This is a genomic window from Methyloceanibacter sp. (assembly GCF_050726195.1).
Taxonomy (GTDB): Bacteria; Pseudomonadota; Alphaproteobacteria; order Rhizobiales; family Methyloligellaceae; genus Methyloceanibacter.
Genome location: NZ_JBOHJC010000008.1, coordinates 41,803 through 63,374, shown reverse-complemented (window position 1 = coordinate 63,374; position 21,572 = coordinate 41,803). Strand labels below are relative to the sequence as shown.

The 21,572-nt window shown below is 64.8% G+C and carries 21 protein-coding genes and 2 pseudogenes; 12 read left to right on the top strand and 11 right to left on the bottom strand.

Annotation, left to right across the window (positions count from 1 at the left end):
- Nucleotides 1–115: 115 nt before the first annotated feature.
- Nucleotides 116–805 carry a hypothetical protein gene (locus ACRECX_RS07405; protein ID WP_431558187.1) on the bottom strand — a complete coding sequence of 230 codons (690 nt, stop codon included), beginning with the start codon at nt 803–805 and terminating at the stop codon, nt 116–118.
- 246 nt (nt 806–1,051) lie between these two features.
- Here ACRECX_RS07405 and ACRECX_RS07400 point away from each other — a divergent pair, with 246 nt between their 5' ends.
- From ACRECX_RS07400 to ACRECX_RS07390, 3 genes are all read left to right on the top strand, one after another.
- Complete coding sequence (locus ACRECX_RS07400; RefSeq protein ID WP_431558186.1) at nt 1,052–2,773, top strand: arylsulfatase; 1,722 nt, start codon at nt 1,052–1,054, stop codon at nt 2,771–2,773.
- Between the two features lie 63 nt (nt 2,774–2,836).
- On the top strand, nt 2,837–3,850 hold the full coding sequence (locus ACRECX_RS07395) for an HAD family hydrolase (protein ID WP_431558185.1): 1,014 nt from the start codon (nt 2,837–2,839) through the stop codon (nt 3,848–3,850).
- A 129-nt stretch (nt 3,851–3,979) separates the two neighbouring features.
- Nucleotides 3,980–4,228: a hypothetical protein gene (locus ACRECX_RS07390; RefSeq protein WP_431558184.1), complete on the top strand. Its 249-nt coding sequence runs from the start codon at nt 3,980–3,982 to the stop codon at nt 4,226–4,228.
- Here ACRECX_RS07390 and ACRECX_RS07385 read toward each other — a convergent pair.
- On the bottom strand, nt 4,225–4,557 hold the full coding sequence (locus ACRECX_RS07385) for a septal ring lytic transglycosylase RlpA family protein (protein WP_431558183.1): 333 nt from the start codon (nt 4,555–4,557) through the stop codon (nt 4,225–4,227). The two genes, ACRECX_RS07390 and ACRECX_RS07385, sit on opposite strands and share 4 nt — an antisense overlap.
- 264 nt (nt 4,558–4,821) lie before the next feature.
- On the opposite strand from ACRECX_RS07385, the gene ACRECX_RS07380 reads away from it, so the two are divergent.
- Nucleotides 4,822–6,033: a patatin-like phospholipase family protein gene (locus ACRECX_RS07380; RefSeq protein WP_431558182.1), complete on the top strand. Its 1,212-nt coding sequence runs from the start codon at nt 4,822–4,824 to the stop codon at nt 6,031–6,033.
- Nucleotides 6,034–6,161: 128 nt separating this feature from the next.
- A complete protein-coding gene (locus ACRECX_RS07375) occupies nt 6,162–7,187 on the top strand; it encodes a class I fructose-bisphosphate aldolase (RefSeq protein WP_431558181.1) in 1,026 nt (341 codons plus the stop codon).
- 13 nt (nt 7,188–7,200) lie between these two features.
- Here ACRECX_RS07375 and ACRECX_RS07370 read toward each other — a convergent pair whose 3' ends face one another.
- The 7 genes from ACRECX_RS07370 to ACRECX_RS07340 all read right to left on the bottom strand — a co-directional run bounded on the left by ACRECX_RS07370 (nt 7,201) and on the right by ACRECX_RS07340 (nt 14,851).
- Nucleotides 7,201–9,879 carry an HAD-IC family P-type ATPase gene (locus tag ACRECX_RS07370; RefSeq protein ID WP_431558180.1) on the bottom strand — a complete coding sequence of 893 codons (2,679 nt, stop codon included), beginning with the start codon at nt 9,877–9,879 and terminating at the stop codon, nt 7,201–7,203.
- 152 nt (nt 9,880–10,031) lie between these two features.
- Nucleotides 10,032–10,601 carry a nitroreductase family protein gene (locus tag ACRECX_RS07365; RefSeq protein ID WP_431558179.1) on the bottom strand — a complete coding sequence of 190 codons (570 nt, stop codon included), beginning with the start codon at nt 10,599–10,601 and terminating at the stop codon, nt 10,032–10,034.
- Between the two features lie 53 nt (nt 10,602–10,654).
- Entirely contained in the window at nt 10,655–11,869 is a 1,215-nt protein-coding gene (locus ACRECX_RS07360) for an ABC-type transport auxiliary lipoprotein family protein (protein WP_431558178.1), read from the bottom strand.
- A gap of 20 nt (nt 11,870–11,889) precedes the next feature.
- Nucleotides 11,890–12,666 carry an ABC transporter ATP-binding protein gene (locus tag ACRECX_RS07355; protein WP_431558177.1) on the bottom strand — a complete coding sequence of 259 codons (777 nt, stop codon included), beginning with the start codon at nt 12,664–12,666 and terminating at the stop codon, nt 11,890–11,892.
- Between the two features lie 6 nt (nt 12,667–12,672).
- Nucleotides 12,673–13,806 (bottom strand): ABC transporter permease, encoded by a 1,134-nt coding sequence (locus ACRECX_RS07350; protein WP_431558176.1) that lies wholly within the window; start codon nt 13,804–13,806, stop codon nt 12,673–12,675.
- 91 nt (nt 13,807–13,897) lie between these two features.
- The gene (locus ACRECX_RS07345; protein ID WP_431558175.1) at nt 13,898–14,386 is read right to left on the bottom strand and encodes a hypothetical protein; all 489 of its coding nucleotides are present in this window, start codon (nt 14,384–14,386) and stop codon (nt 13,898–13,900) included.
- A 96-nt stretch (nt 14,387–14,482) separates the two neighbouring features.
- Nucleotides 14,483–14,851 (bottom strand): hypothetical protein, encoded by a 369-nt coding sequence (locus ACRECX_RS07340; RefSeq protein ID WP_431558174.1) that lies wholly within the window; start codon nt 14,849–14,851, stop codon nt 14,483–14,485.
- Between the two features lie 174 nt (nt 14,852–15,025).
- On the opposite strand from ACRECX_RS07340, the gene ACRECX_RS07335 reads away from it, so the two are divergent.
- From ACRECX_RS07335 to ACRECX_RS07315, 5 genes and pseudogenes are all read left to right on the top strand, one after another.
- Entirely contained in the window at nt 15,026–15,322 is a 297-nt protein-coding gene (locus ACRECX_RS07335) for a SelT/SelW/SelH family protein (protein ID WP_431558268.1), read from the top strand.
- Between the two features lie 101 nt (nt 15,323–15,423).
- Nucleotides 15,424–16,002, top strand: coding sequence for a hypothetical protein (locus ACRECX_RS07330; protein WP_431558173.1), 579 nt, complete (start codon nt 15,424–15,426; stop codon nt 16,000–16,002).
- A 122-nt stretch (nt 16,003–16,124) separates the two neighbouring features.
- Complete coding sequence (locus ACRECX_RS07325; RefSeq protein ID WP_431558172.1) at nt 16,125–16,460, top strand: polyhydroxyalkanoic acid system family protein; 336 nt, start codon at nt 16,125–16,127, stop codon at nt 16,458–16,460.
- An 85-nt stretch (nt 16,461–16,545) separates the two neighbouring features.
- A pseudogene (locus ACRECX_RS07320) lies at nt 16,546–16,857 on the top strand (NAD(P)H-binding protein); the annotation flags it as partial.
- A gap of 23 nt (nt 16,858–16,880) precedes the next feature.
- Nucleotides 16,881–17,414, top strand: a complete 534-nt coding sequence (locus ACRECX_RS07315) for an NmrA family NAD(P)-binding protein (RefSeq protein ID WP_431558171.1) — start codon at nt 16,881–16,883, stop codon at nt 17,412–17,414.
- A gap of 15 nt (nt 17,415–17,429) precedes the next feature.
- Here ACRECX_RS07315 and greA read toward each other — a convergent pair whose 3' ends face one another.
- Complete coding sequence (gene greA / locus ACRECX_RS07310) at nt 17,430–17,894, bottom strand: transcription elongation factor GreA (protein ID WP_431558170.1); 465 nt, start codon at nt 17,892–17,894, stop codon at nt 17,430–17,432.
- A gap of 169 nt (nt 17,895–18,063) precedes the next feature.
- On the opposite strand from greA, the pseudogene ACRECX_RS07305 reads away from it, so the two are divergent.
- Nucleotides 18,064–19,280 (top strand): annotated as a pseudogene (locus ACRECX_RS07305) (ammonium transporter).
- Between the two features lie 15 nt (nt 19,281–19,295).
- On the top strand, nt 19,296–19,634 hold the full coding sequence (locus ACRECX_RS07300; protein WP_431558169.1) for a P-II family nitrogen regulator: 339 nt from the start codon (nt 19,296–19,298) through the stop codon (nt 19,632–19,634).
- Between the two features lie 84 nt (nt 19,635–19,718).
- Here the strand turns inward: ACRECX_RS07300 and malQ are convergent, their stop codons facing one another.
- Nucleotides 19,719–21,569: a 4-alpha-glucanotransferase gene (gene malQ, locus ACRECX_RS07295; RefSeq protein WP_431558168.1), complete on the bottom strand. Its 1,851-nt coding sequence runs from the start codon at nt 21,567–21,569 to the stop codon at nt 19,719–19,721.
- Nucleotides 21,570–21,572 lie beyond the last annotated feature (3 nt).

Below are 21,572 nucleotides of genomic sequence, written 5' to 3'. Positions count from 1 at the left end.
GCCAGGCCGTGGCGAAATGCCTAGCCTGGCGCTCATTACAGCATGAGATCACAACCACATTTTGGCGGGAACAAGCCCTTCAGGTGGGAACGGCTTGCCGCCGGCTAATCGTGCCCTAGTAGCAGGGCGGATAGGGGTAATAACCGCATTGCGCGCCGTAGTAATACGGGCTTGCCGCCGCCGCGCCGAGCGCGCCGACCGCAACGCCGGTGTCGAAGGCGACACCTGGCCGCGCATACCAAGCCCCGTGCCAGGCGGGCCTGCCGCCGACGACAACGTTGCCGCCATGCCAGCCGCCACCACCGACATGTACCGCGAAGCGGTCGATGAACAGCGCCGCCGCTCCGGAGGCGCCTGCGAGATCGCCTTCCAGCACAGTGACATCGAAGGTCAGCTTGTCGCCGTCCATCTTTGGCGACTTGAGCACGACGACGGCGTCCTTGACCGTGCCGCCGTCATTGCCGAGCACCGAGATGGTGGCGTTGGGCGGACTCTTGGCGAAGCTGTCGGCGCCCTCGTCCCATTCCTTGATGAAGTGCGAGGTCAAGACATGGCCCGCGGCATGCACGGGGCGGTCGGCGAAGACGATGGAATTGGGCGACACGCCGGTCAGGGTCAGCGTCGTGCCGTCGAGGCTCGCGCCTTTCGCGTTCAGCACGGCGAGCGAGGCGACCATGTTGTTCGTGTGAGAGCCGATGGCCTTCTTGGCCGGGTGACTGATGGCATCCTCGGCCAGAGCGAGGCCGGGCGACCAGACGAGGACGGCAAGAGCCGTCAGCAAACAGGCAATGCGGGTCAGTGTCATAAAAGTTTCCTCCTCCTAGGGCTGTTGCGAGCGCCGAATCGAAATTTGGGGAGGCGGACCATAGCGCAGATTTACGAACGTAAGGTGCGCGTGGATGGCGAGGGGTTGACTCTGATTGTAATGATTCCAGAGTGTCGATCCTGTTGGTAGCGGCCTCGGTCAGCCGGTACGGCACACTGCAGGTGGGCGGGGTTTGGGGTATAGTCTCCGCGCAAATAAACAAGTCGAAGTGGAGGAGGCGTTCCAATGCTTAAGGCTTACACGGCCCGGGCAAACATCCGTCTTGCAAGGGCTTTGAAGGCGGTCGCCGCGGCGGCGATTGCTGGGTTCGTTTCAGTGCTGCTGGGCGCTCCAGCGGTGCATGCGCAAGCGGAGAAGCCCAACATCCTGTTCATCATGGGTGACGACGTTGGGTGGTTCAACATCGGCGCCTATCACCAGGGCATCATGTCGGGCAAGACGCCAAACCTCGATAAGCTCGCGTCGGAAGGCATGCGCTTCACCGATTACTATGCGGAAGCCAGCTGCACGGCAGGACGCGCGAATTTCATCACCGGCGAACTTCCCATGCGCACTGGAATGACCACTGTCGGTCAGGCAGGCGCGGATGTTGGCTTGCCGACGCAAGCGCCGACCATCGCCACTGCATTAAGGTCGATGGGCTACGCCACCGGGCAGTTCGGCAAGAACCATCTCGGCGACCTGAATAAATATCTTCCCTGCGTGCACGGCTTCGAGGAGTTCTTCGGCTATCTTTACCACCTCGACGCAATGTCGGATCCCTACTGGTATTCCTATCCGACAGATCCTGCGATCCGGAATGTGGTCGGACCTCGCAACCTGGTGCATTGCTGGGCGACCGACACCGACGATCCAACTGAGCAGCCGCGCTGGGGCAAGATCGGCAAACAGAAGATCGTGGACGAAGGGCCACTCGCTCCCGGACCGAACACCGGGCGCACCCCTTACGGCGGCTCCGGCGAGGGCGTGGGCGATGCCAAATACGACATGACCACCTTCGATGAGGTGCTTGTCGGGAAATCGATCGAGTTCATGAAGAAGGCCAAGGACGAGGGCAAGCCGTTCTTCCTCTGGCACAACACCACGCGCATGCATGTGTGGACGTTCCTGTCTGAGAAGTACAAGGCGATGATGAATCCCGAGACCAATTACGGGATGGAAGAAGCCGGCATGGCGCAGATGGACGATAACATCGGCGCGCTGATGAAGGCGCTCGACGACATGGGCATCGCCGACAACACGATCATTGTGTTCTCCACCGACAACGGCGCCGAGGTGTTCACCTGGCCGGACGGCGCCATGACGCCGTTCCGCGGCACCAAGGGCACCGCCTTCGAGGGCGGATTCCGCGTGCCGGCAATCATTCGTTGGCCCGGCAAGGTGCCCCCAGGCAAGGTCGAGAACGGCCTGTTCTCGGGCCTCGACTGGTTCCCGACCTTCGTGGCGGCGGCAGGTAACCCGAGCATCGCCGAGGAGCTTAAAGCCGGCAAGGACCTTGGCGGCACGACCTACAAAGTCCATCTCGACGGCTACAATCAAATGGATCTGCTCACCGGTACGGGGCCAACGAAGCGCCAGGAGATCTGGTACTTCGTGGAAACCAACCTCGGAGGCCTGCGTCTTGATGACTTCAAGTACCGCTTCTTCGACCAGCCGGACGGCTGGCCGGGCCCCAAGGTTCCCATCAATATGCCGATCATGGTCAACCTCAAGCAGGACCCGTTCGAGCGAGGGCCGATTACAAATCTGCTCATGGGAGCGCCCGCCTACATGAACGAATTTATGGCACGTGAGTTCTGGCGCTTCGTCTACGTGCAGCAGAAGGTCGGCGAGCTTGCCGCCACGGCCATCGAGTTTCCGCCGATGCAGAAAGGAGCGTCGTTCAACCTTCAGGCTATCAAGGAGCAGATCGAAGAGGCAGTTGCCAAGGGACATCCCGGCAACTAGGCGCACGCCGACGCGGGCGCCCGTAGTGGGCGCCCGCCTTTATTTTCTTATGAGGATCGAGCGATGTTTGCGCACGGTATGAAGAGCGTTGTGTGCGCCCTTGGATTTCTGGTGCTCTGCGTCACGTCGAGTGTGGAGGCGGCGGACGATCCGCTGCCGTCGTGGAATGACGGGTCGGTAAAGGAGAGCATCGTCGATTTCGTTCTGCGGGTGACGACGGACGGCAGCCCAGACTATGTCGCTCCCGCAAACCGCATCGCCACGTTCGACAATGACGGCACCTTGTGGGTCGAGCAGCCGATCTACACCCAGTTCGCCTTCGCCATCGACCGGGTGAAGGCAACGGCAAACCAGCATCCCGACTGGAAGACGAAGGAGCCGTTCAAGTCCGTGCTCGACGGCAACATGAAGGCGGTCGCTTCCATGGGCGAGAAGGGCATGGTGCAGATCGTCGCCGCCACCCATAGCGGCATCACCACCGTGGAGTTCAACGACGTCGTGGCGACGTGGTTCAAGACCGCCAAGCACCCGCGCTTCAAGCGGCTCTACACCGATCTCACTTACAAGCCGATGATCGAGCTGCTCGAATATCTACGCGCCAAGGAGTTCCGGACCTTCATCGTGTCCGGCGGCGGCGTGGAGTTCATGCGCGCCTTCACCGAAGAGAGCTACGGGATCCCGCCGTGGCAGGTGGTCGGCTCGGCCGGCAAAACCGAATTCCGCATGTGGGATGCGAGCCCGACCTTGGTGAAGCTTCCCGAGGTCTTGTTCGTCGACGACGGTCCGGGCAAGGCGGCAGGCATCAACCACTATATCGGCCGCCAGCCGATCTTTGCCTTTGGCAACTCTAACGGCGACAAGGAGATGCTGGAGTGGACCGCCAACTGCATGGGCGTGTGCTTCATGGGTCTCGTACATCACACCGACGCCGTGCGGGAATATGCCTACGGACCGGACTCCCCCGTCGGCACGTTTCCCGATTCGCTGATGCAGCAGGCCAAGGGCAGCGGCTGGACCGTGGTCAACATGAAGGACGACTGGAAGGTGATCTTCTCCTGGGAGAAACCGAGCCCATAGGAGGGCGGATATGCTGCACCCCCTGGTCATCTTCTCCGGGTGCATCGAGATCGCCTTCGGTATCGCCGCCCTGGTGGCGCCGCTGATGGTGATCGAAGGCGTCGGCGGGACAGCCGCCGACGTTCGACCTTGGCGCTCATCAGGCTGCTTGGCGCCGGCACGTTCGGTCTCGGCGTTGCCGCGGTTCTCGCCCGCAATCACTTGGATCAGACCGGCGGTCTGGCCGCCGCCTACGGGCTCGGTCTCTACAACGTGCTCGCCGCCGTCGCGCTCCTGTTCGCCGCGCTGGCGGTCGGCAGCGCCGGACTATGGGGCGGCGGCGCGCTGCACGGCGCCATTGCCGTGCTGTTCGGCTACGCGTTCGCCGCGCGGCGCTAGCACCGCTTCATCGTCACGTTCTGTGTCGTGCGCATGCCGATCGCCCGCGCGGCGCCGGCCGAGAGATCAAGGGTGAGGTTCTTGGTGAACGGGCCGCGGTCGTTGACGCGGACCTTGACCAACTTTCCGGTTTTCGGATTGCCGACGAGGAGGCAGGTGCCGAACGGCAGCGACCGGTGCGCTGCGGTGAGCCCGTTCGGGTTGAACACCTCGCCGGAGGCCGTGCGATTGCCGCGAAGCTCGTTGCCGTACCAGGTGGCGCCCACGGTCTGGCCCGCGTGCGCCGGCGTTACCAGACAGACGAGTGCAATGAGTCCCCAATGCCGCATGATTCCACTTGCTCCTATGTGGTTAGTGGGTCGCGGGTAGCGCGGGGAGGGGACCGAAGTTTGGGGACGCCTGGGCGAGCCCTGGGCAATTGTGAGGCGGGCTGAGGGGGCGGATGAAGTCGGGTCGCGCCGGTTCTGCCTGCCTGAATTCTAGGAAAAGCGGCCGATTCTGCGGGCTCGCTTAGCTGCCCTGCTTTGCGCTAGTTTACTGGCCGGAAAGAGAATTCCCGCGCGGGCGCTCGTGCCGCGGGAAAAGGGGGGTGCGTGTTCACGAGAAGTCTCGCGTCAAAGGCCGCGTGCGGCCTGCTCCTCGCCGTGGGGCTCGCGGGCTGCGCCGCCGCCATCGCGCGCAATCCCGTCCCGGCGACGCTCGAGGGCGAGACGGTGGTCGTCGGCATGGGGCCCGCGCCGATCCGCTACTGGGGCGACGAGCTGCCGCCCAACGCCGACGCCATCGTCAAGGAGAAGTGGGCGCAGACCCGCGCCGGGCGGCCCCATCTCGTGGCGGCGGGCAAGCGGCCGGTGGTCAATTTCCTCGCGCTGTCCGGCGGCGGCAGCGACGGCGCCTTCGGGGCAGGGGTGCTGGCGGGGTGGACCGCCTCAGGCAAGCGCCCCGAATTCGACCTCGTGACCGGGGTGTCGACCGGCGCGCTCACGGCGCCGTTCGCTTTCATGGGCCCCAAATATGACCCAGCGCTGAAGCATGTGTTCACGCAATCGACGACCAAGGACATCGCCATTGCCCAGCCGGTGAGGGGACTGCTCGGCGGGGATGCGCTCGCGAGCAACGCACCGCTCGCCAGGGTCGTCGCCTACTATGTGGACGAGAAGTTCCTTGAGGAGGTGGCGGCGGAGCATCGCAAAGGGCGCCGCCTCCTGATCGGCACCACCAATCTCGACGCCGAGCGGCCGGTGATCTGGGACATGGGCGCGATCGCGACCAGCGGGCGCCCCGAGGCACTCGACCTGTTCCGCACCGTGCTGCTCGCCTCGGCGGCGATCCCGGCCGTGTTCCCGCCGGGGTTCATCAAGGTGTCCGCCGACGGGAGCGTGTATGACGAAATGCACGTTGATGGCGGGGCGACCCGCGAGGTCTTCCTTGTGCCGACGCAGTTCATGGCGAGCAAGACCGACGGCCGCCTTGGCATAAATCCGATCAGGCGCGCCTATATCATTCGCAACGGCCATGTCGATCCGGAATACAAGGCGGTGAAGGCGAGGACTTTGTCGATCGCCGGGCGCGCGGTGTCGAGCTTGATCAAGAGCCAAGGCGTCGGCGATCTCTACGAGCTCTACGTCTTCGCCAAGAAGAACGGCATCGACTACAACCTCGCCTACATCCCCGGCGATTTCCACGACACCAGCACCCAGGCCTTCGACCCGGTCTACATGACGAAGCTGTACGATTTGGGGTACCAGATGGCCGTGGCGGGATATCCCTGGAAAAAAGTTCCGCCGCGCATGGTCGGCAACTGACCGGCTTTCAGAGCCCCAATTTTCCACATACGGCGCGCCAACAGTGGGGCTGCAAAACGCGGCGATCCTGGCCTATAAAGCCGGGGACGGCTTTGGGCATGACGCAGGATTTGTAGGGAGAGACAGGCATGGACCTCGCTGAGCTCAACAAAGTGGCCACCGCCATGGTTACGCCCGGCAAGGGCATTCTCGCGGCGGACGAATCGGGCGGCACGATCAAGAAGCGCTTCGCGGCGATCGGCGTGGAGTCGACGGAGACCAACCGGCGCGACTACCGCGAGCTTCTGTTCCGCTCGGCCAAGGCCATGCACGACCGCATCTCCGGCGTGATCCTGTTCGACGAGACGATCCGGCAGAAATCCGAGGACGGGACGCCGCTCGTCAAGCTGATCGAGCAGGCGGGCTCGATTCCGGGCATCAAGGTGGACAAGGGCGCCAAGCCGCTCGCCTTTGCGCCCGGCGAAACCGTCACCGAAGGGCTGGATGGCCTACGCGAACGCCTGGTGGAGTATCGCGATTTGGGCGCGAAGTTCTGCAAATGGCGGGCGGTGATCGATATCGGTCCCGGCATCCCGAGCTACGACGCCATCAATTCCAACGCGCACGCGCTGGCGCGTTACGCAGCGCTGTGCCAGGAGGAGAACCTCGTACCCATCGTCGAGCCCGAGGTGCTGATGGACGGCGATCACACCATCGGCCGCTGCGAAGAAGTCACCGAGTTCGTGCTGAAGACGGTGTTCCAGGAGCTCTACTACGCGCGCGTGAAGCTTGAAGGCATGGTGCTCAAGCCGAACATGGTGCTGCCGGGCGCCAAGTCGCCGGCGCAAGTGCCCGACGATGAGATCGCGCGGACGACGCTCCGCGTGCTTAAGGCGTGCGTGCCGTCGGCGGTGCCGGGCATCGCTTTCCTGTCCGGCGGTCAGTCCGACGTGGAGGCGACGGCGCGCCTCGACGCCATGAACAGACTAGGCGGCGTACCCTGGCATCTCACCTTCTCCTACGGACGGGCATTGCAGCACGCGCCGCAAGTGGCCTGGGCCGGCAAGCCCGAGAACGAGCCGGCGGCGCAAACGGCGTTCTCGCACCGGGCCGAGATGAACGGGCTGGCGACGCTCGGCAAATGGACGCCGGACCTGGAGAAGAAGGCGGCTTAGGTAAACCCCGGGATCAAGCGCTAGGCTGAACGCGGTCGAACATTGCGGCGAACAACCGCTTTTCCATCTCGACCAAGAGCAGGAGTGTGACCCCGACAAGGACGATCAGCACGCCGTCGTGCGGCGCAACGGGCGCCGTATCGAAAACGTCCTGCATGACCGGCAGGTAGGTGAAGGCGAGTTGCGCCACAATAACGATGGCGACGCCGATCAGCACGGCCGGCGTTCCGAGCACGCCGCGCCAGGAGATCGACGTGCCATGCACATAGCGCACGCTGAACAGATAGAACACTTCCATGACGACGATGGTGTTGACGACCATGGTCCGCGCCGTTTCCAGCGATAGGCCACGGTTGAGGGCATAGTAGAACACGCCGAACGCACCGATCACGAACAGCAGCGACACGAGGGCGATTCTCCACAACAGGAGCCCTGATAGCAGCGATTCCGACGCCTTGCGCGGCGGCCGCTGCATGGTACCGGGCTCGGTCGGCTCGAAAGCGAGCGTGAGCCCGAGGGCCACGGCGGTCACCATGTTGATCCAAAGGATCTGGATGGGGGTCATCGGCAGCATCAGCCCGAAGGCGATGGCGCCGATGATGGCCGCCGCTTCGCCGCCATTGGTCGGCAACGTCCAGGCGATGACTTTGCGCAGATTGTCGTAGACGGTGCGCCCTTCGCGCACCGCGGCGACGATCGAGGCGAAATTGTCGTCGGCGAGCACGATCTCGGCTGCCTCCTTGGCGGCCTCCGTGCCCTTGCCGCCCATGGCCACGCCGACATCGGCGCGTTTCAACGCCGGCGCATCGTTGACCCCGTCGCCGGTCATCGCCGTCACCTCGCCGTCGGCCTGCAAGGCCGTCACGAGGCGGAGCTTGTGCGCAGGGCTGGTCCGGGCGAACACCGACACGTCGCGCACCACATCCTTGAGGCTTTGGTCGTCGAGCCCGTCCAGTTCCCGGCCGGTGATGGTCTTGGGTTCGGGCGCGAGCTTCAGCTCGCGGGCGATGGCCTCGGCGGTCGCGGCGTGGTCGCCGGTGATCATCTTCACGCTTATGCCGGCGTTACGGCATTCGCGGATCGCCGCCACAGCCTCTTCGCGCGGCGGATCGATGAGACCGAGCAGGCCGAGCATGGTGGCGCCGCGCTCGACGTCCGAGAAATTGAGATCGCGGTGGCCCGTTGGAAGCTTCTTGACGGCGACGGCGAGCACGCGCTGGCCCTGCCGGGCGATGGCATCTGTCCGGCGCCGCCAGAACGCTTCGTCGAGCGGTGCGTCCCCGGCGCTCGCGCGCTGCTTCCCGCACATGGTGAGGAGGCGCTCCGGCGCCCCTTTGATGAACGCGAAGGTCGTGCCGTCTTCGTGGCTATGGTGCAGGGTCGCCATGAATTGATGCTCGGTGTCGAAGGGGATCTCGTCGGTGCGGGGCAGCTGCTTGCGCAGGAGATCGGCGTCATAGCCGGCCTTGACGCCAAGGCTGACCAGGGCGCCTTCCATGGGATCGCCTTGCACCTCCCACTTGCCCCCGGTTTGGCGGACATCAGCGTCGTTGCAGAGAATGGCCGCCTTGGCCGCCTCCATCAGGATCGGAAAGGCATTGGCATCGATCGACTTTTCCTCCAATTCGAAATCCCCCTCCGGCCGGTAACCAACACCGGAAACCTCGAACTCCCCCTCCGCCGTCAACACTGTGCGGACGGTCATCTCGTTCCTGGTCAAGGTGCCGGTCTTGTCGGAGCAGATCACCGAGACCGAGCCCAAGGTCTCGACCGCGGGAAGGCGGCGGATGATGGCGTTGCGGGCCGCCATGCGCTGCACGCCGATAGCAAGCGCGATGGTCATCACCGCCGGCAGGCCCTCGGGGATCGCGGCGACGGCGAGCCCGATCATGATCATGAAGGCTTCCGCCCAGTGATAGCCGCGGACCAAGACGGCGAAGGCGAAGACTGCGGCGCTGACGGCGAGGATCAGCACGGTCAAGGTGCGGGCGAACCGGCTCATCTGCCGGAGCAGCGGCGTGGTCAGCGTCTGGACAGTGCCGACCAACGTGCTGATGCGCCCGAGTTCGCTCGCCGGCCCGGTCGCCACGGCGACGCCGGTGCCGGTGCCGCTCGCCACGAACGTGCCTGAGAAGGCCATCGAACTCCGCTCGGCGAGCGGCGCTTCGGCGGCCGCTGGCCTAGGCGTCTTGTCGACGGGAACCGATTCGCCGGTCAATGCCGCTTCGTCGATGCGCAGGTTACGCGCCTTGATCAGGCGCAAGTCGGCGGGAACGCGATCGCCCGGATCGACCAGCACGAGGTCGCCGGGGACGATGTCCTCGGCCGCGATCACGAAACGACGCCCGTCGCGAATGACCGAGGCGTGCGGGTCGATCATGCTGCGGATGGCTTCCAGGGCGCGCTCGGCGCGGCCTTCCTGAATGAACCCGATGACGGCATTGATGATGACGACCGCGAGGACGACGGTCGCGTCGACCATATGGCCGATCGCGGCGAGCACGCCAGCGCCAAGCAGCACGTAGATCAAGAGATTGTGGAACTGTAGCAGGAAGCGCCAGACCGCGCTCTGCCTCGGTGGCTCGGCGAGCCGGTTTGGCCCGAAACGCCTTTTACGCGCCTCAGCCTCCTCGGCGCTGAGGCCGCCCTCACTCGTCTTCAGCTCCGCCATGACGTCGGCCGCCGGCAGCATGTGCCAAGTCGGCGAAGCGTCCGGGGAAGCGCCGGCCAACGTGCCGAAACGCGGTGCGGAAGTTGTCGTTGCCGTCACGGTGCGCAAAGCGGATCAGTTATCAGAGGCATGACACGGTTGATGGCCCGCGCCAAGACCATGCGCGCCGAACATCACGCCGCGGGTCCGGCCTGATTGATCCAGCGAATTTCGGGCGTCTTGCGGGGGACGGGCGGCGGCTCCCGGCGCGGGTGGCCGACGACGATCGGGGCGATCGGGGCATAGGTTGCCAGCAGGCCGAGCGCCGCCTTGCCGTCGGCGGTGGCGAGCCAATGCTGCGCGAAGCCGATCCAGCATGTGCCGAGCCCCTTGGCATAGGCGGCAAGCATCAGGTTCTCGGCGGCGAGCGCGCAGTCCTCGACCGCCCAGTCGGTCGGCTCCGCCGCGGCGATCACCACCAAGACCGGTGCGTGATAGAAAATGTGGAACGCGGGGTCGTTCAGCATGTCGCGATGGGCCGGCGCGCCGAGGGAAGCCTTGAGGAAGTAAGCCTTGGCCTGGTCGGACATGCTGGCGAGCCGGGCCTTATCCTTGATGACGATGAAGCTCCACGGCTGCTGATTGATGGCGCTCGGTGCCTTGACCGCCGCCTCGATCAGCTCGCGCAGCACCTCATCGTCGACCGGCGCGTCGGTGTATTCGCGCACGGACCGCCGTCCGTCGATGGCTCGCAGTAGCTCCATGGCCAACAATCCCGCGCCGTGGGGCCCCAGTCGTTGAGCCAGATCAATGGCGGTTAAGGCGTCGGCGGGGGAGGCGCAGGCAGATCGTCGAGATCGGACGGCATCTCCCCGGGATCGGGCGGCTCGACCGTGACGGGCGGTACGGGCGCCGAATCGAGCTTGGTCGTGGTCCAGTCGAGAAGCTCCGCCTCCATCTTGTCGAATGCGGCGCTGAGCGCATCCACATAGGCGCGGGCATCGCTCCCCGGGGCGGGGGCGGAGGTCTCGAACAGGCGGGCGTCGAGAACTTCGCCGTTCGGGTCCATGAGCTTGACCCAGAGGGCAATCTCGGCCTTGGCCTCGCCCTCGGTCACGACGTGGAATTGGCGGATATCGATCGTGAGCTGGAAGCTGCCGGGGAAGTCGCCGATCGTGCGGCTGACGGACTGCGCGTAGCCTGCATTCTCGAAGGTTTGCAGGAGCTTTGCCTGGACGAGAATCGGCAGGCTGTCGCTCCAGCGTGCGTTGTCAAGCGGCAGGCTCTCGTCCGGCGCGGGCTGCGTCAGGATCTTGTCGGTGTTGAAGGCGAGCAAGGTGGTGGGCTCGGGGATGATGAGCTTCCACTCAGGCGCCTGCTCGGGCGGCGGGGGAAGATCGGACGCTGGCTTAAGCGAGTAGAGCGTGCCGCTAGCCTTGCCGCCGCCGGTCATGCGCTCGATGCCGGCCAGGATGCCGTCGACCCTGTCGGCGTTCCGGGCAAGCGCGTCGGTGAAGACCTCGATGTTCTTTATCGCCTCGTTCAGGGGCTCGGAGTTCTCCTGAAGGATGGTATCGACTTGCTGAAAGGCATCGCGCGCGGCTTGCGTCCAGTCCTGGCCGACGCCTTGTGGGGCGATAAGCGTCGGCGCGCCGCCGTCGACTGCTAGCGGCGTCGTCGATATGCCGCCCGTGAGGGTGACGGCGACGCCGCCGGTCAGGCCTTGCTGCTCGATACTGACCTGCGTGTCCTCGCGGATCGGTGTGTTCTGCGTCACGGCGATGGTCGCGATCACTTGCTGAGGCGCATCGGTGTTCAGCGCGAGGCCCGTGACCTCGCCGACGCGAATGCCGTTGAACAGCACGGCGGAGCCGACGAGGAGGCCCGAGACGGGACTCTCGAACTGGATGCGATAGGTCTCGCGCTCGCCGAAGCCGCCCTTGTTCTCCAGCCAGTAGACGAAGGCGAAGCTTGCCAGGATCACGGCGAGCATGAACAGTCCGATCAAGGCATAGCGGGCACGGGTTTCCATCGGTCACGTCCCTTAAGGGTTCAAGCGCTCATCTGGCGTTCGGCCAACATGCCACCGCGCTTCCCCTGGAAATATGTCTTCACCCAAGGGTGCTCGGATTCAAGCATGGTGGCAATCGGCCCTTCGGCCACAACTTTGCCGTCGGCCAAGACGGCAATCCGGTCGCACGCGGTGTACAGGCTTTCCAAATCGTGGGTCACCATGAACACGGTGATCTCGAGGGTTTGCTGCAAGGTGCGGATCAACTCGTCGAAGTCGCCGGCGGAAATCGGATCGAGACCCGAAGTCGGCTCGTCGAGGAACACGATCTCCGGGTCGAGGGCGAGTGCGCGGGCGAGCGCGACGCGCTTGGTCATACCGCCGGAGAGTTCCGACGGCAGCTTCTCGCCGTCCTGGGACGTGAGCCCGACCATCTCGAGCTTGGCCAAGGCCATCTCGTCCATCAGCCGCTGCGAGATGCTCAGGTTCTCGCGCATGGGGAACTGGATGTTCTGGCGGACGGTCAGCGAGGAGAACAGCGCGCCTTGCTGGAACAGGACGCCCCAGCGGCGCTCCAGCGCGCGGCGCTCCGCCTCGTTGGCCTTGGCGAGGTCGACGCCGAGCACCTCGATGGTGCCGTGACGCCGCGGCAAGAGGCCGATGATGGTGCGGAGCAGAACCGATTTGCCGGCGCCGGAGGCGCCGACCACGCCGAGGATCTCGCTTCCTCGCACGTCGAGCGAGAGGTGATCGAGCACCGTCTCGCCACCGAAGCCGACGACGAGATCGCGAACTTTGATCACGGCATTCTCAGGCATAGGCGATCACATCCCGATCGAAGCGAAGAACATGGCGAACAGGCCGTCGAGCACGATCACCAGGAAGATCGATTCGACCACCGAGTTCGTGGTCTGGAGACCGAGCGATTCGGCGCTGCCTTTGACTCGCAGGCCCTCGGCGCAGGCGACGATGCCGATGACGAGGCCCATGAACGGCGCCTTGATCATGCCGACCTGGAAATGGGTGAGCGAGATCGCCTCGGTCAGGCGCGCAATGTAAATGTCCGGGCTGATGCCGCCATAGAGCCAGGCCACGAGGCCGCCGCCATAGAGCGCCGCCATGCTGCCGAGGAAGGTCAGGACGGGCATGGCGACGATGAGCACGAGAATGCGCGGCAGGATGAGCACCTCGACGGGATCGAAGCCCATGGTGCGCAGCGCGTCGATCTCCTCGCGCATCTTCATGGAACCAAGCTCGGCGGTATACGAGCTGCCCGACCGGCCGGCGACCATGATGGCAACGATGAGCACGCCGATCTCGCGCAGCACGAGGATGCCGACGAGGTCGACCGAGTAAAGCTCGGCGCCGAACTTGCGGAAGTGGAAGATGCCCTGTTGCGAGATGATGGCGCCGATGAGGAACGTGATCAGCAAGATGATGGGCACCGCCTGCCAGGCGACCCGGTCGAACTGATTCACGGTGGAGGTGAGGCGGTACTCGCGCGGGCGAACGATGACGCGCAAGGCGGCGACGCCCACGGCACCGAGCATCTCGGCGAAGACGATGAGGATGCGGCCGAACTCGGCGCCGCCGCGGCCAAGCGCGGCAAGGCTATTGACGATCGGATTTCCGCGCTCGCGCTGCGGCGCGGGCTTGCGATTGACCGCGTGCATCTCCTCGAGCAGGCCGAGATCGTGCTCGGGCAAGCCGACGATGACCGCCTCCCGCCCCGCGGCGCTCCACTGGCGGGTCAGGCGCTCGAGCAGCCAGGCGCCGAACGTGTCGAACTCGCGCACGCCGGCCATGTCGATGGAGACGTTCTTGGCCTTGGGCGTCTCGCTGGTCAGGCGATCGATCAGCGCTTCAAGTTCGCCGGCGTGGTTCGCCGTCCACGAGCCGCCCGCGGCAAGCTCGAGCCGCTCCCCCACCAATTTGTGCGTCAGCAGAACCTCGCCCATGGCACGTCGCTCCCTGGCAACCTGAATTGGCCGGCCGGAAGGGGCGCCCCAACGAGGCCGGTTAAAAGTCGGGCCCGAGAGTAGCGGGGAATTAGCTGCGGGTCAGGTTGATCGACACCTTCTGCAGTGGGCTTCCCGAGGTTGAGATCGATACGGATTGGCTGGATTTGCTGAAGTTGACGATCATGCTGCCGCGGACTGTGCCCGAGACGCTGATGCTGATCCTGCCGGGGCTGGCGGTTCCGCTCGCGGTGCCTGCGGCGTTGTAGGTGCGCTCTTCCCAGTTGCCGGTGATTTTGTTGCCGCTCAGGCTGAGCTTGCTCCGAATCTCGACCTTCGATTGGCCGGACGTGCAGCGGATGGCCATGCCGAGCTGAGAGCCGCCACCGGTGTAATAGGCGTTGCAGCTTAAACGCTCCGGACCAGTATTGAGCTGGACCTGACCGCTTCCCCGCCAGGAGCCCAGCAGCGTATCGAACGGGCTCGCCTCAACCTTCTGCGAGGGCGTGGTGATGAACAGCCCCACCAAGGCGGCAGTGGCCAGGAGAAACGGCGCAGCTTTGCGAATCATTCGTTTCATAGTCTCTCTCTTCCCGCAGTTTTCCGTCTCGAACAAGGGAGGATTGCTGTTACGAGGTGATGACCGCGAGGCCTGGTTACAAGTCCTGTGGAAATATCATGGGCTCACGAGAGGGCCATCAGTGGCGGGGGCCAAACCATTGGAAGCTCTCGCCCTTGGCCGGGCAAACCCGGCGCCTATGGGGGCGATTTCCGAGACGCCGAGCGAAAAAAGGGTTCCGGCAAGCCTCGCCCATTCCTCGCCATAATCCTTCCTTGCATCCTTGAACCAGGCCAAGTGACAGTCGCAAATCGTCTTGGGATCGGTGCAATGGCCGAGCGCACGCAGATATTCGAGGTCCGCGCGCATCCGCTTGGCGATGAACGCCGCCCCCTCCACCTGGAGAGCCTGCCAGTACTTCAGCTGGGCCTCCGTCGTCGCGACGGCGACGTCAAGAAGGGGATTGGCGAGGGGGCTTTTTTGCATCGGAATCTGCGCAGGTTAGAGCGGCGGACGGGGATGGTTCAAGCCCCACTGTCGTCTTTGGGCGATGTGCCGCGCCTTGATCGGGCTCAACCGGAATTGGGCTGGAAGAGGCGGACTTGTGAGGGCTAATGTTGTGGAACCCTGAAGAGTTCGCCCCAAAAGAGGTTCAGCGCCATCGTCCCGTCACCCAACATCTCGATTCGATATTGTCGGCTCTGCAACTGGCTGCTCCGGGCCGCGTGGATGGGCCAGGAACTCCTGTCCACATTTGGCGAGGAACTCGGCTCGGTCACGCTGATTCCCGACGATACGGGCGGTGTGTTCGAGGTGCGGGTCGATGGTCAATTGATTTGGTCGCGCGGCGAGCAGGGACGCTTCCCGGAGGTCAAGGAACTCAAGCAATTGGTCCGGGACAGGGTGGCCCCGGGCCGCGACCTCGGCCACGTGGATCACAAGGAGCCGAAATCCTAGCCGCCTTTGTGAGGGGGGTCACAAAGACGCGCGCCAGGCCATGTCATGTGAGCCGCTGGCCTTCCGGATTAGATCCGCGTCGCGAAAGTGAGAAAATCCTGATGAATATCAAAATGTTGCCCTTCAGCGTGGGCTGCTTCGCTCTGGCGCTTGGGGCAGGCTTTGCCGTCCCGTCGAACGCCGCGCCCGGCCCACACGAGGCCGCGTCGAAGGCCTGCGCGATTGCCGGCGGCGCTCCGGCGACCCCAGTGGCAGCCGTGGATGACGGGAGAGGCGGGAGCCTTGTGTGGCTGAGCGACGTGGACGCCAATCTCTGGCTGTGCAGCGCTGACGGACAGGGCCACGTCTATGCCTACGCCATGATTTTCCACGATCTCCTGGAGGGGGCTGGGACGGCCCTGGTCGAGCCCGTCTATCTCGACGACGACGGCAAACCCATTCCGTCGCAGGACCCGCTCGAAATGGCGGAGCTTGCCTGCAAGGCCTATTTCAGCGGCGAAGGCGGCAAAGTAGTCGGTCGGGGCGAGGACGGCCTCAACGCCGACTGGCTCCCCGGCTATTTCGTGTTCATCGAGACCAAAGCGGGCGAGACTTTTCTGTGCGACGCCACGCCTAACGCCCAGGTGTGGGCATTCGCCAAGATCGGCAAGCCGATCAATCTCGGCAATCCCGTCGGCTAGGGGCGGGTAGGTCGTCCTTTCGTTTCAAGGTTTTATATCTCGCGCGGGCTGGTAGCGGGGCGCGCTCCTCCCCACATGGAGGGTCGCGCAACAGCTGTAAGAGGCGTCCGGTCCCGAAAATAATGCCCAGACCCGTCGTCGTGACCATTCCCCACAGGCTCGGCAAAGCGGAGGCGAAGCGCCGCCTTCAGGCTGGCTTCGGCAATGTGCGCGCCAATGTCAGCGAGAGCTTCGTGGTGCTCAAGGACGCCTGGGCGGGGGATCACCTCGATTTCGAGGCGAGGATGCTCGGCCAGACCACAACGGGCATGGTCGATGTGGCCGAGGACCATGTGCGGCTCGAAGTGCAGCTGCCCTGGGTGCTGGCGATGCTCGCCGAGAAGGCCAAAGTGCTGGTGGAGCGGCAAGGCCGGCTGATGCTGGAAAAGCCCACCAAGCCCAGCGGTTCCAACCCCTGACCCGGCATGAGGCCGGAGCGTGACGGCGGCAGGATCATCGTTCCTCCATACTAGGCTGGCATGCTTGATCGCAGAGGAGTGACACATGATCTGCGTTACAGGCGCGAGCGGGACTGTCGGCGGCGAGGTCCTCAAGCAGCTCCAGGAGGAGAGGGCGCCGCTTCGCGCCGCTTTTCACTCCGAGGATCGGGCAAAAGCCGCGAGGGCCAAAGCGATAGATGCGGTCCTCATTGACTATGACCGTCCCGAGACGCTCCACGCGGCATTTCAAGGGTGCGAGCGGCTGTTCCTCCTTGGTCCAAACCTGCCGAATCAAACCCGGCTCGAGATCAATGCCGTAGAAGCCGCCACGGGCGCCGGGGTGCGCCACATTGTTAAGTTGTCGGTCCTGGGGGCCGATGACGCGTACAGCCTGGCAAGGTGCATCGGCCCGCCGAGAAGGCGATCGAGGCGAGCGGCTTGGCCTGGACGTTTCTCCGTCCGAACGGATTTATGCAGAATTTCGTCACGTTCATGGGCCCATCAATCAAGGCCGAAGGCACGTTCTACAGCTCAACCGGTCGGGCGAAGATGAGCCACGTGGATGTCCGCGACATCGCAGCGGTAGCGGTGAAGGCGCTGACTGCGCCGGGTCATGAAGGAAAGATATACACGCTGACAGGTCCTGAGGCGCTGACCTACGATGAGATGGCAGACGAACTGTCACAGGTGCTCGGTCGGGAAATCAGGCACATCGACCTTCCCCCGGCGGATTTGAAGGCCGCGATGGTGGCGGGAGGCATGTCCGAAGAAATTGCCGATCTCCTCCTCGACTTGGAGCGCTATTATCGCGAGGGCCGGCCGAGCCGCGTCACCGATGATGTCAAGCGGGTAACGGGTCGGGATCCGCGCCCGTTTACTGCATACGTACGGGAGACGGCGGAGACGGGTGCCTGGAACGCTGAAGCGGCGTGACCGGGACGAATTGGTTCAGGAAATCTCGACGATCGTGGCGTCGCTGGCGCCGGCCTGCACCGTCTCGCCCACCGGCTTGCCCATCATCGCCTGCGCCACGGGCGACGCATAGGACAGCGTGCCTTGGGCCGGGTCGGCCTCGTCCTCGCCGACGATGCGGTAGGTCTGGCGGCGGCCGTCCTCACGCTCGATGGTCACCGTCGAGCCGAATCGCACCTCGGATGTGTCCGTCGGCGGCTCGACCACCTGGGCGGTCGCGCGGCGCGAGGTCCAGTAGCGCAAGTCGCGGTTGATCTTGGCAAGGAGCGGCCGGTCGTCGGCGTCGTGAGCCGCGGCATGCTCCTCGTGCAGGCGCGCGAGCTCGGCCTCGATCATCTCGAGACCGCGCGGGGTCACGAGGTTGTGTGGCGAAATCGGCCGATCGGGGAGGTCGTCGTAAACGTCCCCGCCTTCGGCCTCCTTGGTGAAGGCCTTGCTCATTGAAAAACTATACCACGCATTGTGGCAGATGGTGGCCCCACGGACTTTTCCGTTCTTTCTTTGAGCATTGGCACGGTTTTGGGCAGTGGCCTTGCCCAGAGCCCGCCCCGCCATGCTAGATATTTGGGCAATGGCCTCGTTCTAGGCAGGCCTTCGGGGGAGGGAAATCATGATCGACGCGGGCAATACCGCCTGGCTCATCACGGCCACGGCGCTGGTTCTGTTCATGACGTTGCCGGGGCTCGCCCTGTTCTATGGCGGCCTGGTGCGCGCCGAGAACTTGCTTTCGGTGCTCATGCAGTGCGTGACCATCGCGAGCCTCGTCACCGTATTGTGGCTGGTGGCGGCCTATAGCCTCTCGTTCGCCGGGGGCGGCGCCTGGATCGGGGACTTGAGCAAGGCCATGCTCGACGGCGTCGCGCGGGACGCCGCGGCCGCCAACACCACGATCCCCGAGTCCGTGTTCTTCATGTTCAGATGACCTTGGCCATCATCACCCCGGCGCTGATCGTCGGCGCGTTTGTCGAGCGCATGCGCTTCACCGCCGTGGTGCTGTTCACCGCGCTCTGGCTGTTCCTTGTCTATGCGCCGGTGACGCACTGGATCTGGGGCGGCGGCTGGCTTGCGGAGCGTGGCGTGCTCGATTTCGCCGGCGGCCTCGTGGTGCATCTGACCGCGGGTGTCTCGGCCCTGCTGCTTGCCGTCGTGCTCGGGCCGCGTCTCGGCTTTCCTAGCGACGTCAAGCCGCCGCATGCGCCGTGGATGACCATGGCCGGCGCCTGCATGCTGTGGGTCGGGTGGTTCGGCTTCAACGCGGGTAGCGCGCTCTCGGCCGGCGCCGACGCCGGCATGGCGATGACGGTCACGCATATCTCCGCCGCCACGGCGACCTTGGTGTGGATCGTCATCGAGAGCGTCAAGTTCGGCAAGCCGAGCATGGTCGGCGCCGTGACCGGGTCGATTGCCGGGCTCGCCTCGATCACGCCGGCCTCCGGCTATGTCGGCCCGCTCGGCGGCCTTTTGATCGGACTGGTGGGCGGCGCGCTGTGCTACCTCATGGTGATGGTCGTCAAGCACCGGCTGAAGATCGACGATTCCCTCGACGTGTTCGCCGTGCACGGGATCGGCGGCGCGACCGGCGTGCTACTCACCGCGGTGTTCGCCGACGCGGCGTTCGGCGGCATCGGATTTGCCGAGGGGCGCACCATGGGCGGTCAAGCGCTCATTCAGCTCACCGGGCTCGTCGCAGTTCTGATATGGTCAGTGGTGGTCAGTTTCGTCATCATCAAGATCGTGCAGGCAATCGTGGGCTTGCGGGTGAGCGCCGAGGTCGAAGAGCAGGGCCTTGACCTCAGCACGCACGGCGAACGCGGCTACAATATGTGAGCGGGGACGCGCACCATGAAATATATCATCGCAGTCATTCAGCCCCACCGGCTCGACGCCGTGCGCGAGGCCCTTGCCGGCATCGGCGTGCAAGGCATGACGGTCACCGAGGTGCGCGGCTTCGGCCGGCAGAAGGGTCAGACCGAGATCTACCGCGGCGCCGAATACAAGATGCAGTACGTGCCCAAGGTCAAGATCGAGCTCGCCGTCGGGGCGTCGCTGGCAGAGGCCGTGGTCGAGGCGATCGGCGAGGCGGCCCGGACCGGGCGGATCGGCGACGGCAAGGTGTTCGTGCTGCCGCTCGAAGGGGCGATGCGGGTGCGCACCGGCGAGATGGGGGCCGACGCGCTGTGACCAGGGGACAGAAATCAGAAATCAGAAATCAGAACGTTTCTGATCACTGATCACTGATCACTGATCACTGACATCTGACACTTGTTATCTTGGCCGTTCGGCGGCGACGGCGCGGACTACGGCGCGGAACAGGGGATGATCGCCCAAGGCCTCGATGGTGACGGCCGTCTTGCGTCGCCAATTGGGATGCTCGTCGATGGTGCCCGGCAGGTTCGCCTGCTCGACCACCCCGAGCGCGTCGTCGAGTTGCACGGAGAGCAGCCGGCACGGCGTCAGGGCGAGGAAGCGGTGCACGGCCACGAGCACCTCATCTGACATCTCCTTGTCACCGGCTTGCGCCGCATCGGGCTCGATGGCCTGTGCTTTGACGAGGGCATTAAGGAGCAGCTCGCGGTCGTGCAGGCGATCATGCCGCTGCTTCGCCGCCTCGGTCTCCGTGGCGCGGCCGGTCTTCACCCGCCAGTCGATGTCCTTGCCGAGCCACCAGCCCTTCAGGGTCGGCAGGTCGTGGGTCGACGCGCAAACCAGCGCCTCGCGCCGATAGACATGCGGCGACATCCAGGCGCCGTTGCGCTCTGAGAAGTACAAGACCTGATAGCTCAGAAGTCCGGTGCGCACGATGATGTCGCTGAAACCTGGCGGCACCGTGCCGAGATCTTCGCCGATAACGATGGTGCGGCTGATCCAGGACTCCTCCGCCACGCCTTCCAACAGCTCGCGGAAGGGATAGGCCACGTAGGCGCCGTCCTTGGCGGTGTTGTCCTCCGGGATCCAATAGAGCCGCTGCAGGCCCATGGCGTGGTCGATGCGGAGCGCGCCGGCGTGTTGCATGTTGGCGCGCAGCACGGCGCGGAACGGCTCGAAGCGTTCCTCGGTGAGCCCCACGGGGGAGAACGGGACGAGGCCCCAATCCTGGCCGCTGGCGCTGAACGGGTCCGGCGGACAGCCGATGCGCGCGTGGTGGGCAATAGCCGGCCCGTCAAGCCAGCTGCGCGATCCGTCCGGCGAGATGCCGACGGCGAGATCGAGATAAAGCCCGATGCGCATGCCGGCGGCGCTGGCGCGCTGCTGCGCCTCGGCAAGCTGTGCGTCGGCGATCCATTGCAGCCAAGCATGGAACACGATTCTGTGCTTGGCGGCGCGGGCGAAGTCGCGCACGGCGAGATTGTCGGGGTGCCGGAACTCTTCGGGCCAGCTCGTCCAAGCGACGCTCCTGCCTTCGGCCATGAAGCGTTCGCTAAGCGCCTCATAGAGCGCGTGGCACTCGAGCGCGCTGCCCTGCTCGCGGCAATAGGTCTCGAAGGCTTCCTTGGCGGAAGGCTCCGCGTTCTTCACGAAGTGCGCGAACAGCGCTTCGAACGCGCGGAGTTTGACGCGATGAACGCCCGGGTAATGGATCAGCGCGCTATCCCGTAGGGCGCCAAGCTCCGCTTCCAAGGAGGCTCGCTCGGGCAGATCGGCGTAGCCCGGCACGATGTCCGGTGCGATGAGCAGCGGATTGAGGTAGTCGCGGGTCGAAGGGCTGTAGGGGCTGATGCGCGATGGATCGGCGAAGAACAGCGCGTGCAGCGGGCTCACGCCGATAAATTCGGCGCCGAGGCCGGCGGCGAACTCGGCAAGGCGGGCGAGGTCCTCGAAATCGCCGATGCCCCAGTTGCGGGCCGAGCGCAGCGCGTAGAGCTGCACCGAGAGGCCCCAGGAGCGCTGATCGACGAGGAACGGTGGCCAGAAGGCGCTCGCCGCAAGTGACGCCACATCGTCGGACGGGGGAGGCGGCGGGAGGTGCTCGGCTTGTGCTTCACCGACGGGAACGCCCATCGCCTCGAGCACCTTGGCCTTGGTCTCCGGAGGCGTCGTGACCCAGTCGCCGGCTTCGCTGATATAGCCGCGGGCGATGCCGAAGCGTTCGGCGAGCTCGTCGATCCGATCCGGCATGAG